General features: G+C 27.5%; 18 protein-coding genes. 8 read left to right on the top strand and 10 right to left on the bottom strand.

Annotated elements, in window-relative coordinates; all coding sequences use genetic code 11:
- The first annotated feature begins 160 nt into the window (after window positions 1–160).
- Window positions 161–865, top strand: a complete 705-nt coding sequence (locus ACH36K_RS05295; RefSeq protein WP_411169913.1) for an exosporium glycoprotein BclB-related protein — start codon at window positions 161–163, stop codon at window positions 863–865.
- A 118-nt stretch (window positions 866–983) separates the two neighbouring features.
- Here the strand turns inward: ACH36K_RS05295 and ACH36K_RS05290 are convergent, their stop codons facing one another.
- Window positions 984–1778, bottom strand: coding sequence for a GTP pyrophosphokinase family protein (locus ACH36K_RS05290; RefSeq protein ID WP_411169912.1), 795 nt, complete (start codon window positions 1776–1778; stop codon window positions 984–986).
- A gap of 164 nt (window positions 1779–1942) precedes the next feature.
- On the opposite strand from ACH36K_RS05290, the gene ACH36K_RS05285 reads away from it, so the two are divergent.
- Together ACH36K_RS05285 and ACH36K_RS05280 are read left to right on the top strand one after the other, a co-directional pair.
- Complete coding sequence (locus tag ACH36K_RS05285) at window positions 1943–2668, top strand: DUF2225 domain-containing protein (protein WP_411169911.1); 726 nt, start codon at window positions 1943–1945, stop codon at window positions 2666–2668.
- 1 nt (window position 2669) lies between these two features.
- The gene (locus tag ACH36K_RS05280; RefSeq protein ID WP_411169910.1) at window positions 2670–3644 is read left to right on the top strand and encodes a methyl-accepting chemotaxis protein; all 975 of its coding nucleotides are present in this window, start codon (window positions 2670–2672) and stop codon (window positions 3642–3644) included.
- A gap of 58 nt (window positions 3645–3702) precedes the next feature.
- Here ACH36K_RS05280 and ACH36K_RS05275 read toward each other — a convergent pair whose 3' ends face one another.
- The 7 genes from ACH36K_RS05275 to ACH36K_RS05245 all read right to left on the bottom strand — a co-directional run bounded on the left by ACH36K_RS05275 (window position 3703) and on the right by ACH36K_RS05245 (window position 10954).
- Window positions 3703–6177 (bottom strand): FAD-dependent oxidoreductase, encoded by a 2475-nt coding sequence (locus ACH36K_RS05275; RefSeq protein ID WP_411169909.1) that lies wholly within the window; start codon window positions 6175–6177, stop codon window positions 3703–3705.
- A 177-nt stretch (window positions 6178–6354) separates the two neighbouring features.
- Window positions 6355–6633, bottom strand: a complete 279-nt coding sequence (locus ACH36K_RS05270) for an ArsR/SmtB family transcription factor (RefSeq protein WP_411169908.1) — start codon at window positions 6631–6633, stop codon at window positions 6355–6357.
- A 115-nt stretch (window positions 6634–6748) separates the two neighbouring features.
- Complete coding sequence (locus ACH36K_RS05265; RefSeq protein WP_411169907.1) at window positions 6749–7402, bottom strand: Crp/Fnr family transcriptional regulator; 654 nt, start codon at window positions 7400–7402, stop codon at window positions 6749–6751.
- A gap of 95 nt (window positions 7403–7497) precedes the next feature.
- A complete protein-coding gene (locus ACH36K_RS05260; RefSeq protein ID WP_291650811.1) occupies window positions 7498–7731 on the bottom strand; it encodes a glutaredoxin family protein in 234 nt (77 codons plus the stop codon).
- A gap of 200 nt (window positions 7732–7931) precedes the next feature.
- A complete protein-coding gene (locus ACH36K_RS05255) occupies window positions 7932–8618 on the bottom strand; it encodes a metallophosphoesterase (protein ID WP_411169906.1) in 687 nt (228 codons plus the stop codon).
- A 9-nt stretch (window positions 8619–8627) separates the two neighbouring features.
- Window positions 8628–8891: an EscU/YscU/HrcU family type III secretion system export apparatus switch protein gene (locus tag ACH36K_RS05250; RefSeq protein ID WP_411169905.1), complete on the bottom strand. Its 264-nt coding sequence runs from the start codon at window positions 8889–8891 to the stop codon at window positions 8628–8630.
- Window positions 8892–8914: 23 nt separating this feature from the next.
- Complete coding sequence (locus tag ACH36K_RS05245; protein WP_411169904.1) at window positions 8915–10954, bottom strand: hypothetical protein; 2040 nt, start codon at window positions 10952–10954, stop codon at window positions 8915–8917.
- A gap of 195 nt (window positions 10955–11149) precedes the next feature.
- Between ACH36K_RS05245 and ACH36K_RS05240 the strand changes: the two genes are divergently transcribed.
- The 5 genes from ACH36K_RS05240 to ACH36K_RS05220 all read left to right on the top strand — a co-directional run bounded on the left by ACH36K_RS05240 (window position 11150) and on the right by ACH36K_RS05220 (window position 15567).
- Window positions 11150–12172, top strand: a complete 1023-nt coding sequence (locus ACH36K_RS05240; RefSeq protein WP_411169903.1) for an Ig-like domain-containing protein — start codon at window positions 11150–11152, stop codon at window positions 12170–12172.
- A gap of 23 nt (window positions 12173–12195) precedes the next feature.
- Window positions 12196–13290 (top strand): Ig-like domain-containing protein, encoded by a 1095-nt coding sequence (locus tag ACH36K_RS05235; RefSeq protein WP_411169902.1) that lies wholly within the window; start codon window positions 12196–12198, stop codon window positions 13288–13290.
- A 143-nt stretch (window positions 13291–13433) separates the two neighbouring features.
- The gene (locus tag ACH36K_RS05230; protein WP_411169901.1) at window positions 13434–14117 is read left to right on the top strand and encodes a response regulator transcription factor; all 684 of its coding nucleotides are present in this window, start codon (window positions 13434–13436) and stop codon (window positions 14115–14117) included.
- Window positions 14118–14119: 2 nt separating this feature from the next.
- A complete protein-coding gene (locus ACH36K_RS05225; protein ID WP_411169900.1) occupies window positions 14120–15193 on the top strand; it encodes a histidine kinase dimerization/phospho-acceptor domain-containing protein in 1074 nt (357 codons plus the stop codon).
- Window positions 15194–15195: 2 nt separating this feature from the next.
- Window positions 15196–15567 (top strand): sensor histidine kinase, encoded by a 372-nt coding sequence (locus tag ACH36K_RS05220; protein ID WP_411170655.1) that lies wholly within the window; start codon window positions 15196–15198, stop codon window positions 15565–15567.
- A gap of 117 nt (window positions 15568–15684) precedes the next feature.
- Here ACH36K_RS05220 and tyrS read toward each other — a convergent pair whose 3' ends face one another.
- Together tyrS and ACH36K_RS05210 are read right to left on the bottom strand one after the other, a co-directional pair.
- Complete coding sequence (gene tyrS, locus ACH36K_RS05215) at window positions 15685–16905, bottom strand: tyrosine--tRNA ligase (protein WP_411169899.1); 1221 nt, start codon at window positions 16903–16905, stop codon at window positions 15685–15687.
- Between the two features lie 135 nt (window positions 16906–17040).
- Complete coding sequence (locus ACH36K_RS05210) at window positions 17041–17454, bottom strand: hypothetical protein (protein WP_411169898.1); 414 nt, start codon at window positions 17452–17454, stop codon at window positions 17041–17043.
- Window positions 17455–17511 lie beyond the last annotated feature (57 nt).

Genomic DNA, 17511 nt, shown 5'->3' with positions numbered 1-17511 from the left:
ATAATTTCTATCAATTGATTATTAGTATAGATGATAAAGATTATCATTGTCAATTATTTTTTTAAAATAAATGAATATATTTTTATATAGAATTAACATTTTTAAATTTTCTGCATATTATGTAATATATCAATAACTTATGAAAAAAGGAGAAATACAAATGAGTATTGACAATTATCCAAATAATTTTTATTACGATGATTCTTCAAATGATTATTCAGACTCTAAAGCAATGTACGAAGAAGATGAATGTGACGATAAGCACAGATGGCATGATGATCACAAATGTGATGATGAGCACAGATGTCATGAAAGACATTGTAGAGAAATAAGATTAGCTTCAAGTATAATTCCATTTGCATCAGGAGGTCCTGTAACCTTAAATGTAATTCAACCTAATACTATTAATGTAAATGAAAGTGCAATTGCTTTTGGTAATAATGCAACTCCGCTTACATTAAATGTACCGAGTGGAACTATTACTTTACCGCTAGGTGGCACTGTTAATATGGCATTTACTATGCCAAGAAATGGAATTATAAGATCACTAGCTGCAGATTTTACTTTATCTACTTTACCAGGTATTACTGCAGGGGCAGTTCTTATAAGGGCTCAGTTATACAGATCATTCCCACCAAGTATTACTTTTACAGCAATACCAGGTACAGAAGTAACATTAGCACCACCAATCACAGGTGCTTCAATTATAGGTAGTGTATCTACTGGAATTAGGCGAAATATAAATATACCTGTAAGAAGGCAAACACGCTTAATGTTAGTTTTCTCAGCTATAGCTCAAGGAACAACAACTGTTGCTCCTAATCCAATAATAGGTTATGCAAGTGCAGGATTGGGTATATTATAAAAAATTTAAAATAGATTTAAATAATATCTTATAATAAATAAAAAACAGGGTATATTTTCACATATCTAATTGTGAAAATATACCCTTCTTTAAAATACTAATTATTGATTTTTAAATATTAATTATCTTTATACTTATTTATATCTCTTTTAATAGATACTAGTAAATTGTTAAGTTCATATATCTCTCCATCTTCTATTAACTTATTTAATGAACTTTCATACCTACTTGCTTCAGCAAACTTTCCTAATGATATAAGAGTTAATATATTATGCATTATACTTGAAATAATATCTGACTTTATTTCAAATAGCCTTTGAGCATCTTTAATTTCATCCTTAATATCAAGCATTTGTTCATCTAATTCAAAAGCTGCATCAGCTGCTTTCTTAAGCTTCTCTCTTACATTATCAGGTAATTGTTTTTTATACTTATAATTTAAAGAATGCTCTATAGTTGCCCAAAAGTTCATAGCTAATGTTCTTATCTGAAATTCAGCTAATATCTCCTTTTGGCCTTCTGCCATATTTATTGGATACTTAATTATAATATGATAGCTTCTATATCCACTTTCTTTTACACCTCTAACATAGTCCTTTTCATAGAGTATTTGCATATCTTTTCTTGCTCTTAATATTTCTACAACTCTATCTATATCATCTACAAACTGACACATTATCCTAATGCCAGCTATGTCTTCAATTTCATATTGAAGCCTATCTAAAGGAATTCCGAATTTATTAGCTTTTTCAAGAAGACTTGATATTTCTTTTACTCTTCCTGTAACAAATTCTATTGGAGAATATTCATTTTTCTTTCTATATTCCTTTCTTATGCTTCTAAGTTTTACTTTCAGTTCATCTACAGCCTGTTCATAAGGCATAAAAAAACTTTTCCAATCTTGAATTGCCATATCTTATCACCCTTTTCAAACTTCACCTTAACTATTATATCAAAAATATTAAAATGTGTAATCAAATTATTTAAGTTATATTCTTATATTTATAAATGTCTTATCTACAAAATCACTCCAATATGTTATAATTAACTATATGTGTAATATTGAGGTGGTAACTTATGATAAAATCTTCAAACGACATAAATACTAAAGATTTAAAAGAAGTAAACGATAATAATCATAAATTAATAAATAATTTATTCCTTAAGGAAGTATCTTGTCCAGTTTGTGATAACTCTTTTAGAACAGCATCTGTAAAGGTTAATGCACCTAGAGTTGTTTCTAGAGATTCAGACTTATTTATAAGATATTCTGTTATAAATCCATATTTTTATGAAGTATGGTTATGCCCAACTTGTGGTTACGCTTCCTTAAAAACAGATTTTAATAAAATAAGAGAATTTCAAATAAAACTAGTTAAAGAAAAAATCACACCTAAATGGATCAATCGTGAATATGATATTCCTTTTAATGAAAAAATTGCAATTGAAAGATATAAATTAGCTTTACTTAACGCCTTAATTATTGAAGGTAAAAGTAGTACTAAAGCTATGCTTTGCTTAAAAATCGCTTGGATGTACAGGCTATTAATGGACGATGTTAATGAAAAAAACTTTATTAAACAAGCATTAGCAGCTTTTAATGATACATTTACGAATGAAAAACTTCCAGTATATGGATTGAATAGGTTTTCTATTATGTTCCTAATCGGTGAATTATATAGAAGAATTAGTGAAGATACCCTTGCTCTAAAATGGTTTTCTGAAGTAATTACTTCTATAGGTTCACCTCAAAAAATAAAAGAGATGGCTCGTGATGGAAAGGATAAAATTAGGAGGTACTAAAATGGGTTTATTTTCTAAATCAAAGAAAAATAGTGAAGTAACCAAAAATAATGCAGAGGAAATTTCAAATGAGTTCGTTACTACTAATATTAACACAAAAGAAAATTCAAACGAGAATCTAAAAAATGAGATGGTTATGTTAAGTGAAAGCAGTTCTAGTATATCTAGTGCAATACACGATGTTAATAGTTCATTATCAAATTTAACTACTGCTACACTTACACAAGCTGAAGAAATTAATAATGTTAACAATATAATGGCAAATTTCAATAGTCGTATGGAACAGTTAGCTTATAATGTTACTAATGTGCAAATAGCAGTATTTGATACAGATAAAGTTGCTGATGAAGGATTAAATACATTTACTGGCTTAAATGAATCATTAATGTCATTACAACAAGCTTTCACAATAGTAAGCCAAACTGTAAATTCTCTTGTTTCAAAATTAGAATCAGTAAATACAATTACAGATTCTATAAGTCAAATTGCAAGCCAAACAAACTTACTTTCTCTTAACGCAGCAATTGAAGCTGCAAGAGCTGGAGAAGCTGGTAGGGGCTTCTCAGTAGTTGCTGGTGAAGTAAGAAAGCTTGCTGAAAATTCAAAACAATCTGTTGAAAGTATTACTAAAATATTAGATGATATTAAATCTGATATAATTGATACTTCAAAAGCTGTACAAGCTGGTAGTTCAGCTATAGATAATCAACAAAAAACCCTTCTTAGCACTAAAAGTAGCTTTACAAATATAAAATCATCAATAAGTGATTCAATTACAGAAATTGATAGCTGTATAGAAAATCTAACTGTAGCTTCTTCTGAAAAAGATAATGTTTTATCTACAATAGAAAGAGTTTCTACTATTTCTCAAGAGCATTCTGCTTTATGTGAAGAAATTGCTGCAAATATGGACTTACAAACAACTAGCTTAGAAAGGCTTGATGATACTATTTCATCATTAAATAATCAAATTTAATAGTAATAGAAAGGGATATGCAAAGCATATCCCTTTAGTTTTTAAGTTATTTTAACTATTAAATAAATAAGTTAACATTAGAATCATCAGCTTCTCCAAGGTAGTATCCTACCCCACCATAGCTTATACTATCTATTAATTCTTCTTTTTTAATTCCCATAACATCCATAGACATTGTACAAGCTACTATTTCAACTCCATTTTCAATAGCTGCCTCCATTAAGTCTTCAAGAGATTGAATGTTTTTGTTGTTCATGACACCTCTTATCATTTTAGCGCCCATTCCTCCCATATTCATCTTTGATAAGCCTAGCTTTTTGCTACCTCTTGGCATCATCATTCCAAAGGCTTTTTCTATTAAATTCTTGGAAGTTTTAATCTTTTCTGGTTTTCTTAATATATTTAATCCCCAGAAGGTGAAAAGCATAGTAACTTTTTTACCCATTGTTGCAGCACCATTGGCTATTATAAATGAAGCTATAGCTTTATCTAAATCTCCACTAAACACTACCATTGTTTGTCCATTTTTAGTTGGAAGATTTGAACAAGCATTAGAAACTGCTTTTTCTGATAAAAACTGATCTGAGCATTTCTTAATAGTAGCTTCTATTATACCTTTATTCTTTTCTATGCTTAAAAGTCTATTATTAGTCTTTTTAGTCCATGCTTCAATATCTCTCCAGAAACCATCATCTGATACCTTTACTTTTAGTACTTCTCCATCATCCATAGTATCCATAGTTGCTTTTACTTGCATTAATGGTCCTGGACAAGATAATCCAGTTGCATTCAATTCTCTTATTTGATCTACTGCTACTTCCTTCATTACAGAATCTCCGCCATAGTTATTTCCGTTATTATCATCCATAGAATCTTCTATAACTCTAGCTTTATAGTTCCAGTTTGCATAAGTTTTGTATCCACCGTTTAAGTTTCTAGCCTTAAACCCATTAGCCTTTAATATTCTTACAGCTATATAACCTCTTATACCAACAGCACAGTAAACCAAAATCTCCTTATCCTTATCTAACTTATCTAAATTTTCTCTTAAATCATTAACTGGTATATTTATCGAATCTTTTATTTTACCAAGTTCAACTTCTTGCTTGTCTCTTGTATCTAGTAAAATTTGCTTTGATGAATCAAAGTCTTTTAACTCTTCTATGTTTATAGTATCTACTAATCCTTTGTTTTGATTTTGAGCAACAAAACCTGCCATATTTGCTGGAGATTTTGCTGATAAAAATGGAGGTGCATATGCAAGTTCAAGCTCTGCTAGGTCTTCCATTGTTCCACCAAATTTAATTGAAGTTGCTATTACATCTATAAATTTATCTACACCTTCGTAACCTAAAGCCTGTGCTCCTAATATTTTTCCTTCAATATCATATATAACTTTAATTGTTAATGGTGTAGCATCTGGATAATATCCCGCATGGCTCATTGGATGTAAATAAGCCTTATTAAATTTAATTCCAAATCTATTTAGTGTTCTTTCATTATTTCCAGTTGATGCAGCAACCATATCAAAAACTTTAATTATTGAAGTTCCTAATGTTCCTTTATAAGCTGAGTTTAATCCAGCTATATTATCTGCTACTATTCTTCCTTGTCTATTTGCAGGTCCTGCTAATGGGATAAATGCTTCTTTTCCATTTACATAATCTTTAACAACTACGGCATCTCCTACTGCAAAAATCCCCTCTTTATTTGTTCTCATATGATCATCAACTATTATATGACCTCTTTCCCCAAGCTCTATTCCTGTATCTCTAATAAAAGAAGTGTCAGGAGTAACTCCGATTGCTGAAATAACCATATCAGCAACTATTTCTTTTCCACTTCCAAGGTTAACCTTTATTGAATCTGAAGTTTCTTCAAATCCATTAACCTTGTCATTTAGTATTATGCTTATGTCATTTGCATTTAATTCTCTTTCAATTAAACATGAAAATTCAGAATCAAATGGTGCTAAAACATGAGGCGCAGCTTCAACTAAAGTTACTTTTATTCCTCTTTCTTTTAAGTTTTCAGCCATTTCTACTCCGATAAATCCTCCACCTATAACAACAGCAGATTTAGTCTCTTTCGAATCTACATAAGCTTTTATTCTATCTATGTCTGGAACATTTCTAACAGCAAATATTTTTTCACTATCAATCCCTGGTAAATTAGGTCTTATTGGTTTAGCTCCTGGTGATAGAATTAAGTAATCAAAGTTTTCTTCATACTCACCATCTTTTAAGGATTTAACTTTAACAGTTTTCTTTTCTGAATTAATACTTACTACTTCACTATTAACTCTAACGTCTATATTAAATCTAGATTTCATTTTTTCTGGTGTTTGAAGTAAAAGTGCGTCTCTTTCTTTTATAACTTCTCCAACATAGTAAGGAAGTCCACAATTTGCAAATGAAATATATTCACCTTTTTCAAACATTACTATATCAATATTTTCATCTAACCTTCTAAGTCTAGCTGCAGCAGATGCTCCTCCTGCAACACCACCAACTATTAAAACCTTCTTTTTCATTTAAAATCCTCCTAAATTAAATAATACTAATCTTTATAAAAATTTAAATAAATGAATTTCATTTTAATATCTATTTAATAAGTTATTTGTATATTATAATATTACGATTTATACTATAAATTTAAAGAACAGCTTTATATTAGCTGTTCTAAATTAACAACTACTTATTATCACTTATCATTCAATAAGTGATTTTATTATTTTTCCTGCTCTTTTATCTACTACTTCATAAACTATTTCTAGTCCATTTCTTTCACCTTTTATTATTCCAACACTTTTTAGCTTTTGTAAATGCTGAGAAATTGTAGATTGAGGCATCCCTAAACAACTATGCATATTAGTTACATTACAACAACCTTTTTCTAAAAGATTCTTTACTATACAAAGTCTAACAGGATGAGCTAAAACCTTTAAAAACTCTGCTATATCTTCATATTGTTTATAATTACTATCCAAGCTATCACCTCTTCCCCCTTCTCAATATAAATATCATCGCACTTTGTTATTAATCTGTCAATAATATTACTATATTCAAATTTTATGATATTGTTACTGAGATGTCAATATAAATTTAATAACTCCAATTTATAATTTTAATTTTTCCTCTACTTAGTTTTAAAATGCCACGTTTTTCTAAAGCTTTTAAACTTCTGCTTACAACTTCTCTAGATGAGCCTATATCAGCTGCAATTTTTTCATGAGTGGTATAAATTATCTTACTACCATTATTATCTTTCATTTTTTCCTTAAAATAATTTATAAGTCTATTTTCTATACTGTCAAATGTAACTTTTTCTAACCCTTGCACTACATCTTCAAACTTATTATATAAATTTTTAAATATATATTTTAAGAAACTACTATTATCTAATAAGGTTCTTTTAAAAAAGTCCATTGGTATAAGGGCAATAACAGAATTCTCTTCTACTTCTGCAAAAGAAGTATCTTCTGATTTAGTTAATGCACATAGTATTGTATTAAAACAATTATCACCTTTTTTCAACCTATATAAAGTTATGTCTTTACCGTCATCCCCTAATTTGTAAACTCTTATTGTTCCTTCTAGTATAAAAGAAAAACCTATACAACTTTGTATATTATTAAACATACTGTCTCCAATAGAATAACTATTTATAATTATTCTATTGAAGAGCTCTTCTAATAAATCTTCATTTAAATCTTTTAAGAATGGATAGCTTTCCATTAATTCATTTCTTAAATCCATATTACACATACCTCATAAACTCTAAAAAAAGTAAAACTAATATTATTTTAGCTTTACTTTTTTTCTTTATCAACCCATTTGATAACTATTTTAAATTATAGTCCTAATAAATTATCTATTCTATTCTTGTCAAACCCAACAACTATTTTCCCATCTATATCTAAAACAGGAACTCCCATTTGTCCACTCTTGTTTACCATTTCCATAGCTGCTGCTCTATTTAACCCTACATTAACTTCTTCATAATTTATATTGTTGCTTTTTAAATAATTTTTAACCTTAGTACACCATGGACAAGTATTTGTTGTATAAACTCTTATATTATTCATTTTTTTATTTCCTCCAATATCATATTATTTATTCTATGATATAAGTATACTCTTTCATATTGTTTTTGACTGTAACAAAGTCACAAAACTTAATTATTATATTAATTGCTTTTATATAGTTCACTGCAGATTATACTGCTATTTACTATATAAAAATAATCTACATTTTAGATATGCAAAAATCTAAAATGTAGATTATTTTATAAAATTCTTTTAGGATTAAACTCTAAAAAATCACAGGCTGTCATTATATATTCAATTCCTTCGTGTTCTCCATTAAGTGCATTTGCTAAGGAAGGTCCATGTAAATGTCCATATATAACCTTCTCTACAGCATATTCTTTAAATAGCTCTGTAAAGGCTGAAGGTTCTCTTTTCTCGTTAATTGGAGGATAATGTATCATCACTATTATCTTTGTATATCCTTCTGCTTTTGCTTTATCTAGGGAAAGTCTTAATCTTATAAGTTCTCTATTAAATATCTTTTTATCCTTTTCTGTAAATCTATCTGTTCCTTCTAAGATCCATCCTCTTGAACCACAAATAGCATAATCCTCATAGGTATAAAAATTATTCTGGAGAAACTTTGTGTTTTCATACATCTTATTAAGCTTCGATATTCCACCCCACCAATAATCATGGTTTCCCTTTGATATAATTTTTTTCCCTGGCAGGGCATTTATCCAATCTAAATCAACTTTACTTTCATCCGATCTCATTGACCAAGATATATCTCCTGCTATAAGCACTGTATCATCATTTGTGATTTTATTCATCCAATTATCCTTTATCTTTTCATCATGCTTAAGCCACTTTTCTCCAAATATGTCCATTGGTTTGTCTGTTGTAAAAGCAAGATGAAGATCTGAAATAGCATATAAAGCCATTTAATCTACTCACCTTTCTACTATTCTATCTAAATCTGTTACATATGCAATAATATGTGCTACTGCTTCATAAAGATCAGAAGGTATTTGTTCTCCTATATCTACATTACAAAGCAAGTCTGTCAACTCCTTATTATACACTACAGGAACATAATTTTCTTCTGCTTTTTCAAGTATTTTATCTGCAATATGTCCCATTCCACTTGCTGTAACAATTGGAGCAATTAAATTTTCTTCATATTTTAAAGCAGCAGCCTTTTTTCTTCCTTTCATATTCTCCTCCTAAACTCTTTACTTTAAACTCTCCTATCAAGTGATATTCCTGAGTTTGAACTAAAGAAATCCCTGCATGATGTTAATGAAACTTCACTTTCTTTTTTAGATACTTTTACACCTACTAAAAATCCCATATTCTCTATATTATTAACTAATTTTGTCTTTGCCATATCTACTATTTTAACAAATTTTTCTTCACATTTTAAATCTATGTCTATTTTTCTATCTAAAACCTTCATATATCCATCTATTGTGCCTAAATTTTTAGTATCAACTGTAACTACCATTTTTACATTTGTACTATCTATTTTTTTGCCTTCTTTTCTATTATCCTTAATTATTAGCTTACATGGATATTCTCTTTCTTTAATATTAACTGGAACATCTGCATAATAGTATTCTTCACTTATTTTATTAAACATCTTTATTTCATTTATATTATTTTTTATAATATCTATAACTTTTTCAGAAATTATAGACTCTCCCTTTAAAGTAGATATAATATCTTTAATTATTTCTTTATTATTTTCTCCACCTTTATTAATAGAAGCTTCTATTAACTCTTTTGATGGTATATTTAATTTATTATTAATGAATATATCAGATTTTATTATAGCATCTTTTATTGTAGTATCTTTAATAACTCCATCTTTCAGTAAATCACTTGTTTTAGTATTTTTAATTGAATCTTTATCTAAAGTTTCTTGGTACTTTAAATTTATAACATCCTTTAATTTTGAAAACTCCTCTTCTGTTAATGTTATTCCTTTTCCCATAGCAGTAGATAGTAATTTTTCTAATTGTCCTTTACTAAAGTCTAATGATTCTGTTACTCCTAATGATTCATTATTAGCTTTATTTAAATAATTATTAAACTCATCTACTATATTTTTAGCCCCAATTTCATTAAACTCAGCTATTATTTCTTTAAGCTTGCCTATAAATTCTTCTGGCTTTATTAAATTTATTGAGTTAAAAGTTCTATCAAATTCATTACTTGTAAACTCTACTCTTCTATTACTTAAGATTTCTTTTAATGAAGTATTAAGCAAGTCTTCTGCTTGACCTGAAATAGATTTAAGTAATGAAAGCATACTAACCTTAGAACTTCCTGAATCACTTTTTTGATATAACTCATTAATTAATTTATTACTTATATTATTAACTTCTTGTCCCTTATTAGTTTCTTTACCATTACTAATTTTTTGATTATTATTAACCTCTTCGCCACTACTAATTTTAGGATTTTTTATATCTACTGCCTCTTCTATATCTGTAGTCTTAATATTTATATTATTTAACTTCAAATTATCCTTATTATTATTTGAATTATCTTCCAAAATCCCATCCTTAAACTTTGGAATAGAATTAGAAATATCATCAAGTAATTTAGGTATATTATTTTCCCCTTTAAATATCTTATTATACCCCTTTATATTTTCTTTATTAAATTCTATATCATTTTCAAAAAATAACAAAATATCTTCTTCTGATAATGTCTTAAACTCTCCTAAAAATTCTTTAAGGATATTATTAATTTTTATTCCTTCTTCACTATTCTTGCTTATTCCTTTGCTCATTAAGTATTTTGATATAAACTCATCTATCTCTTTTGGATTAGCTTGTATCTTATCCGAAAACTGAATTAACCCCTTAATTTCTTTTATATTTTCTTTAGTAAGGGGTATTCCAAACTTTAACATAGACTTTAATAAGTTTGTATCTTCTTTGCTTAATCCTTCTTTCGAAATAATATCATTAAATTCACCTTGAGCTAACTCATCTCCAGAAACACTCTTAGCTATAACCTTTAATTTTAATTTTCCATTTACAAAACCTTCAACTTGAAATCTTTGTAATCCATTATCTAATGATTCTATATCTCCATCAATTTCGGCTGAAAACTCCCAACCATCTAGCAGCTTTATAGTAACTTCATTTTTATCATCTTTGTTAATTATCTTCCCTGAAAATTTTTCACCAGAATCAAAAGTCAGTTTACTAGATATTCTTTTGTTGTTTACATTATATGAATTACCTACATTAAAAACTCCTGGCATAATTTCACCTCATATACATCTATATTATTTATAATGTCGAATACTTTATACAAATTCTTAACATATATAACCTCAGAAAGCTTTATTTAAAATCCAAATTAATTTTCTTTTGGAAATAAGTTAGAAATAACTATATAATCTTTAGAAATTTTTACCTTATATGATATAAGTATAGAAATCAATGGAGGTTAAAAAATGAATAAAAAACTTTTTTCAAAAATAATAATTATATCTGTTATTACAATTTCATCAACCCTAGTATCTTGTCAAAATACTTCAAAAAAAATAACTATATCGGATAATACAAAAAACACAATTTCCTCTGAGGAAAATGAAATAAATCAAGCTATAAAAACTGCTGAGGAATATCTTAATGAAAATAATTTCGATGAAGCTAAAGAATATTTTAATAAAGCAATATCTCTAGATAAAACAAACAAGGACATATATTTAAAAATTAAGGATATCTATATGTCTCTAAATAGATTTGATGATGCCTATTTTATTGTAAAGACAGCACTAACAAACAATGTAGATATTGAAAATATGAAGTTAATTTTAAAAGATATTTCCTCTAATTTTGAATCAATAAACATGACTTTATCTATATATCAAAATACTAACTACACCTTACCTAACGAAGTTAAAACTGTAATTTCAGGAAATACAATATCACTTCCTATAACCTGGGATAACCAAGTAGTTGACTCTTCAACTGTAGGTACTTTTATTTACGAAGGCTTTAATGAAGAGTATGGTAGAAAAGCAAAAATGGAAATAACAGTTTTAGAAAATGTTTATGATAAACAAATTGGATGGGTAAAAAATTTCTATACTGATAATGGGAAGTTATATATAGATGTAGATTTAATTGAATTTTATTTAGGTAGAGAAGATGCTCTTAGAGAGGCTATTAAAGATGGAAAAGCTGGAATAGACGAAAATGGGGAATATTTTTTACCAGCTCCAGTTTGGATAAGAAATAACTCTGATGCTATTACTACTTACTCAGTATCTAACGATTGTATATATTCTTTATGTTCAGCTACTCTAAATCTTGAAAATCATGAAAATAGGGGGACACTAGTAAATACTTCTTATGATGATTTTCTAAAAGAATTTAATGATACAAAAAATAATAAATCAAGAATACTATTAGTTTGGGTTGATATAAAAAATGGTTCAGTTTTTAAAATATCTGAACAATATCTTCCATAAAATATTTAAAAGTAGAGCTTATTATGAATAGAAAATTTATAAAACTCGCTATTATCCCTATTTTTTTAATACTAACTACTTCATTATTTGCCTGCGAAGACACAACAAAAAAAGTAACAGTTTCTAATGATACTCAAAGTGAAATCTTAGTGGAAGAAAATGAAGTTAGTGAAGCTATTAGCAATGCAAAAAAACTTCTTGATGATGATAAATATGATGAAGGTAAGGCATATTTTAATAAAGCTATTGATCTAGATAAAACAAATAAAGATTTATATTTAGAAATAAAGGATATATATATGAACTCTAATAAACTAGATGATGCTTACTTTATAATTAAAACTGCTCTAGCTAATGGAGTAGACAGTGAAAATATGAAAGCAATAGCTAAAGAAATTTCATCTAAATTTGATGTAATTAAGCTTACAAATTCTGTTTATCAAGATTCGGAATTTAACCTACCTCAAAGTGTAACTACTGATATAAACGAAGAACAAATCTCACTTCCTTTAACATGGAATGTATCAAAAGTTGATACATTAAATCCAGGTACCTTTAGTTATTACGGTACCAACGATGAATATGGCAGGCAAGTAGAAATGAACCTAACAGTTTTAGAAAATGTTTATGATAAGCAAATCGGATGTATTAATAATATCTATACTATTGATGGAAAAACTTATATAGATGTTGACTTAGTTGAATTTTATCGTGGGCAAGAAGAATCTCTTAGAGAATTTCTCAAAGATAATAAAGATAAAGATAAGATAGATCTTCCTACTAATGAAAAGGGAGAGTATTATGTTCCAGATAGTTATTATATAAGAAATAACTATGATAAATTAACCACCTATGAAATATCAAATAACTGTAGCTTTCAATTATTAAATCATGATTTTCTATCTTTGGGATATAATGTTAATCCACCTAAAAATTCCTCTGTAACTGAGGTAGCTTCATTTAAAGATTTTAAGGATTATATTAATTTGCGAAAGTCAATGGACATAGGAGATCTCGTTACAAAGGATGGTAAGCCATTAACTAATAGAAGTACACTTTGTTGGATAGAATTGAAAAACGGATCAGCTTATTCTATCTATAGACAATATACACCTTAAATTTATTCTTGTGATCTTAAAGAAATAGATTTCTTACTTCTTTAAGATCACATTTAAATTAATAGTCTATTGTATGTCTATTTAACATTTAGTAAATATTATGTATAATTAAGCTATAATACCCATATTAAGGAGAATATATAATGAATAATCAAATACTTATTATTGAAGATGACAAATCTATAAATGATATACTATTCCATACTTTAAAATCTGAAGGGTATTTACCTCATAGTGTCTTTTCTTTAAAAGAAGCTAATGATTTTTTAAGTGTAAACTTACCTGAATTAATTTTATTAGATTTAAACTTACCTGATGGAAGCGGATTTGACTTATGTAAAGATATAAATGCTAAATATACTATACCTATTATAATTCTTACTGCGAAATGTGATGTATTTGATAAAGTTCTTGGCCTTGAGCTTGGAGCTGATGACTATATTACTAAGCCATTCCATATAAAAGAAGTTATAAGTAGAATAAAGGCCGTATTTAGACGAATTGAAAAATCATCTTCAAAAGATAATAAAAATTTTATTAATATAAATTCAAATATAAAAATTAATTTTGATAACAGAACTGTTTTAAAAAATGATGAAGTTATTCAACTTAAACCTAAGGAATATGAACTTCTCGAATTTTTTGTTCAAAACAGAAATAAGGTTTTTTCTAGAGAACAAATTATAGATAATATTTGGGAGTTTTCTTATGATGGTGATATAAGAACTGTTGATATTCATATAAGAAGAATTAGAAGTAAACTTGATATAGTTGGACAACCATCAATAATTGAAACAGTATTTGGTATTGGATATATGATGAGGTAAATATGAAAATTAAATATAAGTTTACTTTAATTATTACTCTTACAATTATCTTACTTGGTATTTCATTAAATATATCTGTTAGAAAAATATTAAAAGATAATATGGAAAATACAGTTACTTCTTCGTTAAAAGAAATAATGAAGAGTACTCGTGAATCTGTTAAATACACATTATCTGTAAGAAATTATCTTTATAAAGATAAAGCTTTATCTCAAGAAAGTAAATATTTAATGGAATATATTTCTTTAAACTATGATAGTAAGCTTCAAATATGTGATGTAGATGGTAACGTACTTGCTTCTAATTTAGAAAAAGCTAGTCCTGAATTTACTGAAAATCTTCCTCAAGTTAAATCTGGTAAAACTATTGTTGATATAAAATATAATAATAAAACTCTTACAGGAAAGCTTTCTTATCCAATAATAATTAATGAATCCTACATAGGTATAATAAATTTAAATAAAGACTATACCTATCTTTATTCGGATTATACTAAAGCAACAAATATATTAACTTTAATTGAAATAGTGTTAATCTTATTTATATTCTCAATTTCATATTTCTTAACAAATAAGATAGTACAACCAATTACTTATTTAACTTTAGCCTCTAAAAAAGTTGGAGAAGGAGACTATAATGTTTCTATAGAATCCTCAGGAAATGATGAAATTTCCATATTATCTAAAGAATTTATAAATATGAAATCTAAAATACAAGAACAAATTTTAGATATTGAGCAAGAAAAAGAAAAAGTTGAAAAGTTAGCCTTAAGCAGAAAAATATTTTTTGATACAGTAACTCATGAACTAAAGACTCCTTTAACTTCAATAATTGGATACTCAGAAATGATATTAGAAAATGTAGTAGATGATGAGGAATTTAAAAAAAGAGCTGTAAGCAGGATATATTCAGAAAGTCAAAGGTTAAATACTCTTGTATTAGAAATTATAAAAATATCTAAAGGCCTTTCTTCAATAAATGAAGAATATGTAGAATATAATATAAAAGAATTGCTTCAACAAGTAATTGCTGATATGTCTATAAAAGCTGACAAATATAATTTAAATATAATTTAAATATAATTTATAATTTAGAAGATAGCTTCTTAAAAATTAAAGCTAATAAAATCAAAGAAGTATTTATTAATTTAATAGATAATGCTATTAAATACTCTGTTAATAGTAATAATATTGAGGTACATGGATTTATTGAAGATAATTTCTATAGGGTTTCAATTATAAATGAAGCTAATCTAATACCTGATGAAATATATAGCCATGTTTTTGAGCCCTTTATTAAGATAAATTCTCATGACGATAATTATAGCTCTGGCTTAGGTTTATATCTTTGCAGTGAAATAATAAAAGATCATAATGGAAGTATTACTTTATCAAATGGTACTAAAGTAGAGGCTCTTGTATCTCTACCACTACCACATAATTCATTATAAATTATTGTTATATACTGGTCTACAGCTTGTTAGTAATTTGAAACAAATGACTTCCTCAATTATTAATTGTTAACTGTCAATTTTTAAATAAAAAAGGCTGCCTTATGCAGCCTTTTATTATTCTACAACTATTTTATTATAATTTTTCTTTCCTCTTTTAATTAAAGCTGAACCATCTTCTAAATCTGATTCTTCTAAAGTTCTAGTAACTTCAGTAACCTTTTCCCCATTTAGTGATAATCCACCTTGTTGAATTAATCTTCTTCCTTCAGCTTTAGATGGAACTATTTTGTTTTCAGCCATTATATCTAAGATAGTTGATCCTAACTTTTCTTTACTTATAGTTACAGTTGGAACATTACTCATATCTACTCCACCTGAAAATAAAGCTTCAGCAGCTGTTTTAGCTTTATTAGCTTCTTCTTCGCCATGAACTAACTTTGTAACTTCAAATGCAAGACGCTTTTTAGCTTCATTTATAGCTGAACCTTCTACTGAACATATTTCTCTTACTTCATCCATAGGAACAAATGTTAATAATGATAAACATTTTTCTACATCAGCATCATCAACATTTCTCCAATATTGATAGAAATCAAATGGTGAAACTTTATTTGGATCAAGCCATAAAGCTCCTCCAACAGTTTTTCCCATCTTTTGACCTTGGCTATTAGTTAATAAAGTACAAGTCATTGCCATTGATTGACCTTGTGCCTTTCTTCTAACTAATTCAACACCTGCAATCATATTTGACCACTGGTCATCTCCACCTAATTGCATCTTACAATTATACTTTTGATTTAATACGTAGAAATCATATCCTTGCATTAACATATAATTAAACTCTAAGAAGGAAAGACCTTTTTCTAATCTTTGCTTAAAGCACTCAGCAGAAAGCATTCTATTTACAGAAAAATGAACTCCAACCTCTCTTAAGAAATCTACATAATTTAAGTTTAATAACCAATCTGCATTATTTACTAATATAGCTTTATCATCAGAAAAATCTATAAATCTTCCCATTTGCTTCTTTATTGAATCAACATTATGTTGAATTTGTTCTTTTGTAAGCATAGATCTCATATCAGTTTTTCCTGAAGGGTCTCCTACCATTGCAGTTCCCCCACCAAGAAGTGCTATTGGTCTATGTCCTGCTCTTTGCATATGAGCCATAAACATTAATGCAATGAAATGTCCAACATGTAAACTATCAGCTGTTGGATCAAAGCCTATATAAAAAGTTATCTTCTCCTTTTCTAGCAATTCTCTAGTTTCATCTTCATGAGTAAATTGCTTTATGTATCCACGATCTAATAACTCATCTAAAACATTAGCCATTCTACGTAACCTCCTACTTTTATTACTTATTATAGTATATCTTTTAATTTAAATATTATCAACTGATTAAAGCTTAAAAAAGTGAAGGTAAGGAAAGTGGATAGTAAAAACTATCCACTTTTGAACCTTTGACATTTATGCTGCATATTTCTTTATAAAGTCTGGTAAATCTTCTTTGCAATCACAATTTAAATTTATAAATAAATTTAGATTAAATTTTTGAGAGAATTCCTTTAATTTTATAAACAGGTTTGTTGATTCTAAATTACTACACTCTACTATATTAGATAAAGCATCTATATATATATTTTCAACATCATAATTTTGAGATATAACTCCACAAAGTAATCCATAAAAGCTATCACAATCTATTACGCCTAATTCATTAGTATTTATAAACCTTATCTTTCTTCTAAGCTGCATCATGTATCTTGTATCATTATCAATGTAAACTGAATCCCCTTTTGCCTGGCTTAAACGTTCATTTGCAAGTTCTATTAATCTTTTAGTTTTACCTGACCCCCTACTTGCGCAAAAAACTTGAATCATTGGAATCCACTCCTTCTATATAAAATTTTTTATTCTCTTAATATATATATATTCTAT

Origin of the sequence: Clostridium sp. MB05 (assembly GCF_046581255.1) — a bacterium.
Taxonomy (GTDB): Bacteria; Bacillota; Clostridia; order Clostridiales; family Clostridiaceae; genus Clostridium.
This window is presented reverse-complemented; position numbering and strand designations above follow the sequence as displayed.